Source organism: Bacillus sp. A260, from assembly GCF_009861435.1.
GTDB lineage: Bacteria > Bacillota > Bacilli > Bacillales > Bacillaceae_G > Bacillus_A > Bacillus_A cereus.
Genome location: NZ_CP046398.1, coordinates 2,883,906 through 2,896,409, shown reverse-complemented (window position 1 = coordinate 2,896,409; position 12,504 = coordinate 2,883,906). Strand labels below are relative to the sequence as shown.

Sequence of the window (12,504 nt, the reverse complement as noted above, 5' to 3'; positions counted from 1 at the left end):
TGGAGGAAAATGAAATGATAAAAAAAATCCCTTATAAATTACTCGCTGTATCGACGCTATTAACTATTACAACTGCTAATGTAGTTTCACCAGTAACAACTTTTGCAAGTGAAATTGAACAAACGAACAATGGAGATACGGCTCTTTCTGCAAATGAAGCGAGAATGAAAGAGACCTTGCAAAAGGCTGGATTATTTGCAAAATCTATGAATGCCTATTCTTATATGTTAATTAAGAATCCTGATGTGAATTTTGAGGGAATTACCATTAATGGATATGTAGATTTACCTGGTAGAATCGTACAAGATCAAAAGAATGCAAGGGCACATGCCGTTACTTGGGATACGAAAGTAAAAAAACAGCTTTTAGATACATTGAATGGTATTGTTGAATACGATACAACATTTGACAATTATTATGAAACAATGGTAGAAGCGATTAATACAGGGGATGGAGAAACTTTAAAAGAAGGGATTACAGATTTGCGAGGTGAAATTCAACAAAATCAAAAGTATGCACAACAACTAATAGAAGAATTAACTAAATTAAGAGACTCTATTGGACATGATGTTAGAGCTTTTGGAAGTAATAAAGAGCTCTTGCAGTCAATTTTAAAAAATCAAGGTGCAGATGTTGATGCCGATCAAAAGCGTCTAGAAGAAGTATTAGGATCAGTAAACTATTATAAACAATTAGAATCTGATGGGTTTAATGTAATGAAGGGTGCTATTTTGGGTCTACCAATAATTGGCGGTATTATAGTCGGAGTAGCAAGGGATAATTTAGGTAAGTTAGAGCCTTTATTAGCAGAATTACGTCAGACCGTGGATTATAAAGTAACCTTAAATCGTGTAGTTGGAGTTGCTTACAGTAATATTAATGAAATGCACAAGGCGCTTGATGATGCTATTAACGCTCTTACTTATATGTCCACGCAGTGGCATGATTTAGATTCTCAATATTCGGGCGTTCTAGGGCATATTGAGAATGCAGCTCAAAAAGCCGATCAAAATAAATTTAAATTCTTAAAGCCTAATTTAAATGCAGCGAAAGACAGTTGGAAAACATTACGAACAGATGCTGTTACATTAAAAGAAGGAATAAAGGAATTAAAAGTGGAAACTGTTACTCCACAAAAATAGGGAAATATTAATTCTGTTGTAAAGTGAACTAAAACATAGAAAGTCTATGATTACACTGTTAAACAGAAAAGTAATAATTGATAAATCCTTATATAACAGAAAGGCGGAGTCTCATTAAAGACTTCGCCTTTCAATTATATATAAGTATGATTCGAATAAAAAATAACCTTGTAGTTTAATTGCTTTTTTAAAATTTGCAACAGAATCGGTTAATTTGAAGTAGATTATATACATTTTCTTTAATACTTAATGATTTGAAGGCTGCTAAAGAAAGTTCAAACGATACTGATAAAAGATGTAGAACTCATTTTGAAAGACATCGCTTTTTAATAAGATTAGAACTTGAAACCATACCTTATATAGGAGGAATACGAAATGATGAAAAAAATCCCTAATAAACTACTCGCTGTATCAGCGTTTATAACTATAACAACTACTTATGCAGTCATACCAATAGAAACTTTTGCAATTGAAATTGAACAAACGAACATTGAAAATATATCTCTTTCAGCAAATGAAGAACAGATGAAAAAAGCTTTGCAAGATGCTGGTTTATTTGCAAAAGCTATGAATGAATACTCTTATTTGCTAATTAATAATCCAGATGTGAGTTTTGAAGGAATAACTATTAATGGAAATGCAGATTTACCTAGTAAAATTGTACAAGATCAAAAGAATGCAAGAGCACATGCTGTTACATGGAATACACAAGTAAAAAAACAGCTTTTAGATACATTGACAGGCATTATAGAATACGATACAAAATTTGAAAATTATTATGAAACATTAGTAGAGGCGATCAATACTGGAAATGGAGATACTTTAAAAAAAGGGATTACAGATTTACAGGGAGGAATTCAACAAAATCAAAAGTCTGCAAAAGCATTAATAGAAGAATTAATGCAATTAAAAAATGCTATTGGAGAAGATGTTAGAACATTTGGAAGTCATAAAGAGACATTGCAATCGATTTTAAAAAACCAAGGTGCCGATGTGGAGGCTGACCAAAAGCGTCTAGAGGACCTTTTAGGACAAGTAAAATATCAGAAAGATATAGAATCTAAGGGGTTAGACATGGTGAAAATCCCCTTTATTCCAACCTTGATTGCTGGTGGCATAATGATAGGTGATGCAAGAGGTAAGTTAGGTTGGCTAGAACCTGAATTAGCAAAATTGCGTCAGACTGTAGATTATAAAATAACATTGAATCGTGTAGTTGGAGTTGCATTTCATAATATTAGTGATATGCATAGTATGCTTGATAGTGCTATCACTGCTCTTACCTATATGTCTACGCAATGGGAGGATTTAGATTCTCAATATTCGGGTGTACTGGGACATATTGATAAAGCTGATCAAAAAGCTGATCAAAATAAATATAAATTCTTAACCCCTAGCTTGAATGCAGCGAAAAACAGTTGGAAAACATTAAAAACAGATGTTGTCACTTTGCAAGAAGGGATAAAAATTGCAGAGAAAAAAGAACAGGATTTTTTGAATCAGCTTCGTCCATCAAACGTTTTCTACTTTTATAAAAAGATTCATAACGCATACACTTTTGAAATAAAGACTGGAACAAATGCGCCAAATGCGTCTTATAAAGTTATGAATTTAACTAAAAACACTGTTCATAATATGTGGAGTGGAGGGGCTAATACTAACATGTGGGCTGATTGGCTTTCATTCAATCCAAATGATGAATTTGCGGTAGTAGCAGTAGTGGATGGTAAAGAATATGTTGTGTATAAAGACAAAGTACAAAATATAATGAACTGAATCTGAAAGTAACGAAGTAATTGGAGCTGGACAATAAACTAGACAACAAGTTAATTGAAAAATTGTAATGGTATATTTCTCCTTATGTCCTAGAATACTTAGCTCAAGAAAAAGTAAATATTGAACCAAGGCGTTACTTGCATTATGTGTATGGTTTTACCGAAAGGTTTCAAGTACATTACCCATACAATTATGTAGTTATCCTGAAGCATCTACAGGTGTTCTTATCGACCTTGAAGAACTACTTAGCTTCCTAAGTGGAGTGATTTTATGCAAAATTAAGTGAACGTTTTTGTACATAGATTAGTTGACATTCATATAGATTTTTTCCATTTTCAAAGATAGTTTTGTTTTTTATGTTATTTTTCAAAAATTACTGCTGAAATTTCTATATTCATGACTCAGTATATAATCATTGTTTGATGAAATGACATACCACGTCCCTTAGAGTTTCATACGTATTACGATAACTTAAAGAAAAAAGATAATAGTAGTCAACGGTTACTATTATCTTTTTTGAACTATTTTTCATTAAAATATCCCATCTGCTGTGTTCCTTATTTACTTTTCCAGATTTTATCCTAGTTTAAAATTTATGCATTTGAACTGTTTGTACAATTTGTAGGATTTTTAGCTTTTTTGTCGAATACACTTAATGCAAGGAGGGACATTACATGATTATTAAAGATTATTTCATCAACCTTTCTATTTTTTCTTTATTAGTTAGCGCAGCAATATTTATTCAAGTGTTTACAATTAATTCTAGTCGATATTTCGAAAAGCTCTATGGAGGGATTATTGCAGTTACGTTAATGTTCTTTTCTTTTCCATACATGGGATTTTCCTACGATCTTCGAGTTGTTCCTCTTATTCTATCTTTTATTTACTTTGGTCGTATTGCTGGTTGGATTACGCTAATTAGCATAATATTAATGCGTATTTTTTACATTGGAGAGTATTGGGAACCTCCTGTGATTGCTTATTTATGTATGGGGATTCTATTTTCTACTTTTAAAACTTATTTTAAAAAACTACATCCTTTTAAAAGTGCATCGTTATATTTTTCTGTTTTTATTGGAATAAAGTGGTTAGTTGGCGTATTATTTAATACTACATTACTTTACACAGGAGGCCTATTATATATAGCGTTAGGACTTTTAATTGGGCTATTTCTTATGGAAGCCTACCAGAGATTGTATTATTTAACACAGGACTTATCTAAAATGAATCGAGAATTAAAAAAATCGAAGCAAGAACTTACAGATACCGTACATGAGCTTCAAGGAGGAATTTTTAAATTTAAAAAAGTGGATAAGCACTTTATACACACTTTATGTGATGGACAGTTTTATTATCAAAACGGATTTTATTCTGAACAGGTGGTAGGAAAAAGCTTACGTACTATTGATGCTTCTATTATTCCTCCACATTTAGTTCCACAATTGATGAAGTACTATCTCCAGGCATGGGAAGGAAAAGAAATTATATTTGAATTACCTTGGCCAAATGATAAAACTATTATTCTTATTGCGCTTAGGCCAATTAAACGAAATGGACAAGTTATTGAAGTTGTTGGTTCTACAGTTGATATAACCGAAAGGAAAAAGGTAGAATCAGAATTAAGCGCTACCAAAGAATTATTAGAATCATTTATAAAGCATAATCTAGATGCTATTACCATTTCTGATCGAGAAGGGCATATTTTACAAGCCAATAAAGCTTATGAAAAGATATTTGGGTGGTCATCACAAGAAATCATAGGTAAGAGATTACCTTGTGTACCGGATTTTTTAATGGAAGAATCGCTCGAAAATATTCAGAAAATTCTAACAGGAAAATCGGTGGTTACTAGATTAGAAACTGTTAGACAACGGAGTGATGGGAGTCTTCTTGATATCAGTCTGACAGTTTCTCCTATACTAGATGTAAGAGGAAATGTGATAGCTTTATCAGCAATATGTAGAGACATCTCTGAAAGAAAACAAGCAGAAAGAGAACGGCATCGATTACACCAGCAATTAAGAGATAGTGAAATGAAGTACCGTGCACTAATCGAACAAGCAACTGATGCGGTATATGTAGTAGAGCTGAATGAAGATAATGCTCCAAGTCGATTTATTGAGGTAAACCCTGTTGGGTGTAGAAGATTTGGATATAGTAGAGAAGAGTTGCTCTCATTATCATTTTCAAATATAGTACCACAAGATTCTCAAATAATCGTAAGGTTATTAGAAAAAATTAAAAAAGGACAAACTTCCTTCACTTTGCAAGATGAATATGTTTTCCCAACAGGAAAAGTAATAACAACTGAGTTTAGTGTTCGTGTTTTTAACTTAAATGGTAAAAAAGTTTTTCTAAGTATTTCTCGTGATATCACTGAACGGCTAAAAACAGAAGAATTATTACGAAAATCTGAAAAACTTGCTGTTGTAGGACAATTAGCGACTGTAATGGCTCATGAGATTAATAATCCATTAACTGCAATGAAAGGGTTCATGCAATTACTAAAATCAACGGAAAATGAGAATAATCAGGGTTATATTAATATAGTATCATCAGAGATTGAGCGTATAGAGAGCATAACAACTGAATTTATGGCGGTAGCCAAACCACAGGTAGTAAAAATGCAACCTAATAACATTAGTGTGCTAATGGATCAAGTTTTAATGCTACTACAACCTCAAGCAATGATGCATAATATAAAATTTAGAATCGATCTTAACCCTGGTATTCCATTGATTTCATGTGAAGGAAATCAATTAAAACAAGTATTTGTTAATATATTAAAAAATGCAATTGAATCTATGCCGATGGGAGGGGAAATTCTGATTCAAATAAATATACTTGATAATAATCAAGTAAGCATTCGTTTTATCGATCAAGGGTGTGGGATTCCAAAAGAACGTATACCATACCTCGGAGAACCTTTTTATAGTATTAAAGAAGAGGGGATTGGCTTAGGATTAATGATCTGTTATAAAATCATTGAAACACATCAGGGAAAGATATTTATTAAGAGTGAAATGAATAAGGGGACTACAGTTGAAGTCACTCTCCCTATTTGTACACTTCAAAATTAAGATATTCTCTTACTGAAATTTTTTAAGAAACCATACAGAATGTAATGCCAATGTTACTTAATGAAATAATAAAGAGAAGAACACCGGTAAATGTACCCTATAGAATAGACACTTGAAAAAGCCTGTTATAAAAACATCCTTTCTTTAGAACCAAAAGAAAGGATGTTTTTAATATTGTAATTTTTCTTGGATACATTTCGAATTTTTACTTGTAATACATTTTTTAACTAATTTTGGTTAAGTTAGTTAAAAAGGCATTATTTTTAAGGAGCATATTGACATATAAATATCCCTCATTTTTAAAATAGAAATTTCTAAAAACTATATATAGGTTCTTTTTGAAAGGAAGGGTATTATCAATTGAAACCACATGAAAAAGTACCTGTTCACTCTATAAAATCTTTGCAGGAATTAATGCAATTACTAAAAAAATCTAAAGATTTTATAACGTTGGAGATCGCTTCAAACAAATCCTCTATAGTCATTTCATATTTTAGAACCTTAATCGATGTAAATATATTTCATGAAGAGGTTTTAACTTATATAAAAGAGAAGAGCTTCGATTCATTACAAGATATTCGGTCTGTCTTACCCTTTGAAAATTCAAAAATAACAAATCAAATGGAAGATATTCAGGATAGTATTTTAAACGGCTATATACTTATTCAGTTCGATACAGATAAATTAAATGGCTTGTTAATCAATGTGGCAAAGAAAGAAAAAAGAGATATTACAAAAGCTGAAATTGAATACAATATCGTGGGTCCACAAATCGCGTTTGTTGAAGATTTAGATGTAAACTTAAATTTAGTACGTAGAAAGCTTCCAACACCTTATTTACAAATGAAGGAATTGAAAGTAGGCTCTCTATCTAACACAACCGTTGCGATTGTATATATTGAGGGAATTGTAAATGATCAAAATCTACAAGAAATTATAAAAAGGGTGAGTCTAATAAAAACAGACCACGTTTTGGATAGCACGTATTTGATGCAGTTAATTGCAGACAACCCGAATTCTATATTTCCTCAATTTTTGAATACAGAACGACCAGACCGTGTAGCAGCTGTATTGGCAGAAGGGAAAATTGCACTTTTTGTAGATGGCTCACCTTATGCAATCACTCTTCCAACAACATTAATTGACTTTTTTTCTACGACAGAAGATTACACCATGCCTTGGATTATTGCCTCTTTTTTTCGTCTATTAAGGCTTTTTGCTTTTATGTTTTCTGTCTTAACGACTCCATTATATGTTGCAATCTTAACATATCATTACGAGCTTATTCCAAAAGAACTTCTTGAAACGTTAATCATATCGAGAAGTAAAGTACCTTTTCCTCCATTAATTGAAGCGCTTTTTTTAGAAATAACGATTGAATTACTGAGAGAAGCGGGGGCACGTTTACCAACTAAAGTGGGTCTAACTGTCGGTATAGTAGGTGGTATTGTAATTGGACAGGCATCTGTAGAGGCAAGTCTTACAAGTAATGTACTTATTATTATTGTTGCACTTTCAGCGCTTAGCTCATTTACAGCACCAATATATCGAATTGGTAATACAATTCGAGTAATTCGTTTTCCTTTTATAATATCTGCACACCTGTTGGGTTTATTAGGAATTGTTTTAACAAGCTCTTTGCTTTTAGCACGTTTATTACGTACAGAATCATTAAGACGTCCTTATTTGTTTCCTTTTTATCCTACACGCCCTACAGATTGGAAAGACAGCATTATCCGTTTGCCGATCTCAGCGATGTTTCGACGTCCTATTTTTTCAAGATCTAAACAGCGTTTTCGTTTTAATCCAGAAGAGGTAGAGAAAAATAAAATCAAATCACGAAATGATTTTGATGATTGAAATTAACAGGGAGGAGCATTATGAAACAGATCCCAATTGAGTATCAAGTCTCTCCATATATGGTGTTTTTTTTAATTATTACTATACAGATGGGGGTTGGTATGCTTGGTTTTGAAAGGATTAGTGCAAAATTAGTTGGAAATGATGCGTGGATTAGCACGCTGCTTTTTGGAATATCTGTTAATCTTATGATTTGGATTATATATCAGATTTTAAATCAGGGTAATGGAGATATCATTGCAATCAATCAAGACGTACTTGGAAAATGGATTGGTGGATTGTTCAACTTCATTTTTTTATCTTATATTGTATTGTTAGGTGCAACAACACTACATACCTATATCGAAGTAGTACATGTTTGGATGTTTCCTTCCATTTCATCTTGGATTATAGCAGGGGCTTTTTTGGGTCTATGTTATTACATTGTGACTGGAGGATTTCGTGTAGTTGCTGGAATCGGCTTCTTTGGAATCGTTATCCCAAGCATTCTAATCTTCACATTTTTTTATCCTTTGCAGTATGCAGATTTCCAAAATTTATTTCCAATTGCACAGCATTCATTCCTAGAAATTATGAAAGGAATGAAAGGAAATATGTTTAGTTTTTTTGGATTTGAAATGTTATTGTTATACTACCCATTTATTAAAAAGGCAAGAACGTCTCAAAAATATGCGCACTATGCAAATTTAGTAACGACTATTGTCTACACATACCTTATGATTTTAACTCTTGCGTTTTTTAGTGAAAAACAACTAGCGAGCGCGATATGGGCATATTTAAGCATGATTAAAATTATACAATTTCCCTTTATAGAGCGGTTTGAATACATTATTGTTTCTGTTTGGGCTTTTTTTATATTACCCAATGTTTCCTTTACATTATGGGGAGTAAGTCGTGGTATAAAAGAGGCACTGGGAATAAAGCAAAAATATGTTTTGCCAGTTATCATCCTGTTCATCTTTGTTTTATCATTTTTCTTGAATAACCGTAATAAAATTAACTTATTAAATACTTGGACAGGTCAAATTGGCTTTGTATATATATATGTATACCTACCTATATTATGGCTAATTCAAACCGCCAAAATAAAGTTAAGGAGATAAACATGAAGCGATGGATACTTTTCCTTATAGTAAGTGTCTTCTTAATAGGTTGTGCTAAAACGAAAATTGTGGATGACATTGACTTAGTTCAAGTTGCGGCATATGATACCGAAGCAAAAGGTAAGCTAAAAGGAACCTTTGCGATTTCAGCTTATAAAGGAGGCGGGGAAGGTGAAACGAAAATCTATTCAGCATCAGGCCAGACTGGTAGAGAAGTTCTTGCAAGAGCATCCGAAAAATCTTCTGGACCTCTAGAGTTGGGGCAATTGCGTGTTATTATATTTAATGAAAAAATAATTGATAAGGGAATGCAGGAAATTTTAGAGACTTTGAACCGAAATCCTAGTGTAGGAAATGCAATTTATTTAGCAATTACAAATGTAAAAGGGGAATCACTATTAAAGGGGAATTATTCTGAAGAAAAAGAAATTGCTTCCTATCTATCCTCTTTACTGGAGCAAAATATGGATAATGGAACGCAGCCAAAAACAAATTTTTTTATGTTTTTAAACCAACTTAATGATGATGCGAGAGATTCATATTTACCGATAATATCTAAAAAAGGTAATGTGTTGGAGTTAGATGGAATAGCACTTTTTAAAAGATGTAAAATGGTTGATAAAGTAAACCCTAAAGATTTATTTGTATTTAAATTGTTGACAGATAATTTTAAACAAGGTACATACCAATTCAAACTACCTGGTTCCTCAAATACTTACGCCACGATAGAGAATATAAAAGCTAGAACAAAATATAAGATGGAGGGGAATAGTAAGCATCCATTCGTAAATGCTCATATTCAAGTTAAAGCTGAAATTCAAGAATTTACAAAAACAAAAAATCTAGATAATCCTAAAGAAATAAAAAAATTAGAAAAAATTATGGAAAAAGAAATAGAAAAAAAAGCAACTACATTGATAAAAAGATTTATTAAAAAAGACACAGATCCTATAGGACTTAGAAAGCTTGGTAGAACTCACGTAAGAAAATGGAACAGTCAAGAATGGGAAGAATCCTATAAACATTTACGTTTTCGTGTAACAGCTGATGTAAAAGTAACCCAATCTGGTGTTACAGAATAAATCAAATAAGATATGGAAAATTTTAATAAAAAAATATAGTCTCGCAGGAGATTAGGGAGAAGAGAAACGATTAACAAAGAATTTCATAAACATTAAGATGCTTTGTTAATCGTTTTTATACCTGTAGCTTTATCACTTATAGTAATCATAATTATAATAAAAGAACACCGAAATAAATTCCCGATACCACATAATTATAAGAGGACAATAAAACATCAAGATATAATGTATGCTTTATCTGGAAAAAAGAATTTAAGTACTTAAAGGTTAAACACTTAACTTTAAAATAGTACATTCGTTGCTTGTAGCACTTCAATTAGACTGTGTCCCCGAAAGTTAGAAAGATCAGTTTATTAAATAGCCTCTAGGGAATGAGCCTAGTACAATACTGGATTCATTTCCTTTTATTTTTCCTTGATTCTTTCATGATTATAGTACTTTATATACTTTGCTAATTCTTGTTTAAATTCTGTTATACTTTCAAATTCTTTCGATACAGAAATAGACATACAAAAACGCCATTCTTTCTTATAAATCTACAGAAAGAATGGCGTATTCTTCAAAAGTGAGTTCCTTTATTGAAAAGTTTTAGTTCTATATGACAGATAAAAGGGCAAGCAACGCTAAAATAGCGAGAAATCCTTGTTTCATGATAATTGATTTATTGGATGTGAAACCTCCGAAAATAGCTGCTACCACTATACAAATGATGAAAAATAATTGAATCATATAACCAATGGGATTGTTTCCAAGTATAAGTCCCCGAATGAGGCCAGCTGCTAAGAATTCATTATATAAACCGTTTGCAAATTAATTGTCTAAGTATTTCTAAGTTTAAAGAGTACAGTGTCTTCGTTTTTTATTGAATCAACTTTTACATGTTGGTTCAATATTTTCTATTCTCTTGGAACTTAGTTCTCGTTTACTTCTCACAAAAGCAATAAAATCTATTATCTCTTCTGTTGACAGTGCTTCTCCATCTATTAAAAGTGTTGGATCTGGATCGTTTAGGAGTCTTGTAATATCAATTACATCTTTGTTTTGATGTGAATGTTCAATTCGGCCTAATATATAATCTACAGATGTATCAAATAAATCGGCTATTTTTGATAAAGATTGTAATGAAGGTAATCTATAACCATTTTCATACCCGGCATAGGTGCTTTTCGCAATCCCAAGTCGATCTGCTGTCTCTTGTAAGGACCATTTTTGATTTTTTCTTAATTTAGATAAACGTTCCAGCATTCGTCTCATACCCCATCTAATTTTATTAAATTAATTATAACATAGAAAAAGAATCAAGAATAGAAAAAAAGTACGCGTATTGAATACAAAATCTTGATTAATTCAAATTAAGTTCTATAATGATAAATATAAATACGCATTACGCGAACGCTATATCGTTGTTTATTTTATGGAGGGGTTGTGTATGAAGAAAATTTTATTACTTGCAACTGGTGGGACAATTGCATCTGTGGAGGGGAATGAGGGGCTTGTTCCAGGATTGTCCGCTGAGGAATTATTGAATTATTTTTCGAAGTCTTCTCGAAACTTAGAAATAGATTGCAAAATCTTAATGAATATTGATAGTACCAATATGCAACCTGAGCACTGGAAAGAAATAGCTAATGCTGTTTTTAATCACTATGATGACTATGACGGGTTTGTGATTACACATGGAACGGATACGTTAGCTTATACATCTTCTGCGTTATCTTATATGCTGCAAGGTTTAAGAAAACCAGTTGTTTTAACAGGTTCACAAGTACCTATTAGTTTTAAAAAGACAGACGCAAAGAAAAATGTAGCTGATGCTCTTAGGTTTGCCTGTGAGGATGTTGGCGGTGTGTTTATTGTTTTTGATAGTAGGGTGATTATTGGGACGAGAGCAGTTAAAATGCGAACAAAAAGTTATGATGCATTTGAAAGTGTGAATTATCCATATGTTGCTGAGGTAAATGAAGATGAAGTGAAATATCATTGGAAGCCGACTTCCTCACATAGTGAACTTTCAATAAATACTAATTTATGTACGGATGTTTTTCTTATGAAATTGTATCCAGGTACAAAGCCTGAGGTATTTGATTGTTTAAAAGATTTGTATAAAGGGATTATTATTGAAAGTTTTGGAAACGGTGGATTACCTTTTGAAGGAAGGAACTTGCTTTCGAAAATTCAAGAGTTGACTGAAATGGGGATTGCTGTAGTGATTACTACTCAATGCCTGGAAGAAGGAGAAGACATACTTCTCTATGAAGTAGGACGGAAAGTGGCGCAACATCAAGTAATATTGTCTGGAGATATGAATACGGAAGCCATCATAGCAAAATTGATGTGGGCGCTTGGGAAAACTAATAAATTAGAAGAGATTAAAAAAATTATTGAAGAGCCTTTAGCCTACGATTTAACAATAAAATCTGATAAGGATTGGTAATGACTTCATATGATTTATTTAGGTTTT

8 protein-coding genes and 2 pseudogenes are annotated in these 12,504 nt (G+C 32.1%); 7 read left to right on the top strand and 3 right to left on the bottom strand.

Features of this window, described 5'->3' with window-relative positions; translation table 11 throughout:
- The first annotated feature begins 14 nt into the window (after positions 1-14).
- From hblA to GD442_RS14645, 6 genes are all read left to right on the top strand, one after another.
- Positions 15-1,142, top strand: a complete 1,128-nt coding sequence (gene hblA / locus GD442_RS14670) for a hemolysin BL binding component B (RefSeq protein ID WP_000591972.1) — start codon at positions 15-17, stop codon at positions 1,140-1,142.
- A 375-nt stretch (positions 1,143-1,517) separates the two neighbouring features.
- The gene (gene hblB, locus GD442_RS14665; RefSeq protein WP_000976155.1) at positions 1,518-2,918 is read left to right on the top strand and encodes a hemolysin BL regulatory component HblB; all 1,401 of its coding nucleotides are present in this window, start codon (positions 1,518-1,520) and stop codon (positions 2,916-2,918) included.
- Positions 2,919-3,592: 674 nt separating this feature from the next.
- Positions 3,593-5,998 carry a PAS domain S-box protein gene (locus GD442_RS14660; RefSeq protein WP_086407717.1) on the top strand — a complete coding sequence of 802 codons (2,406 nt, stop codon included), beginning with the start codon at positions 3,593-3,595 and terminating at the stop codon, positions 5,996-5,998.
- 360 nt (positions 5,999-6,358) lie between these two features.
- Positions 6,359-7,858 carry a spore germination protein gene (locus GD442_RS14655; protein ID WP_000802295.1) on the top strand — a complete coding sequence of 500 codons (1,500 nt, stop codon included), beginning with the start codon at positions 6,359-6,361 and terminating at the stop codon, positions 7,856-7,858.
- Between the two features lie 20 nt (positions 7,859-7,878).
- Positions 7,879-8,961 carry a GerAB/ArcD/ProY family transporter gene (locus tag GD442_RS14650; RefSeq protein ID WP_000809697.1) on the top strand — a complete coding sequence of 361 codons (1,083 nt, stop codon included), beginning with the start codon at positions 7,879-7,881 and terminating at the stop codon, positions 8,959-8,961.
- Positions 8,962-8,963: 2 nt separating this feature from the next.
- On the top strand, positions 8,964-10,043 hold the full coding sequence (locus GD442_RS14645) for a Ger(x)C family spore germination protein (RefSeq protein WP_000832874.1): 1,080 nt from the start codon (positions 8,964-8,966) through the stop codon (positions 10,041-10,043).
- A gap of 404 nt (positions 10,044-10,447) precedes the next feature.
- Here the strand turns inward: GD442_RS14645 and GD442_RS14635 are convergent.
- The 3 genes and pseudogenes from GD442_RS14635 to ansR form a co-directional block, all read right to left on the bottom strand.
- Positions 10,448-10,534 (bottom strand): annotated as a pseudogene (locus tag GD442_RS14635) (IS3 family transposase); the annotation flags it as partial.
- 103 nt (positions 10,535-10,637) lie between these two features.
- A pseudogene (locus GD442_RS14630) lies at positions 10,638-10,853 on the bottom strand (DUF1304 domain-containing protein); the annotation flags it as partial.
- Positions 10,854-10,910: 57 nt separating this feature from the next.
- The gene (ansR, locus tag GD442_RS14625; RefSeq protein ID WP_000893569.1) at positions 10,911-11,288 is read right to left on the bottom strand and encodes an HTH-type transcriptional regulator AnsR; all 378 of its coding nucleotides are present in this window, start codon (positions 11,286-11,288) and stop codon (positions 10,911-10,913) included.
- 184 nt (positions 11,289-11,472) lie between these two features.
- Between ansR and ansA the strand changes: the two genes are divergently transcribed.
- Positions 11,473-12,477, top strand: coding sequence for an asparaginase (ansA, locus tag GD442_RS14620; protein WP_000722302.1), 1,005 nt, complete (start codon positions 11,473-11,475; stop codon positions 12,475-12,477).
- Positions 12,478-12,504: the final 27 nt, after the last annotated feature.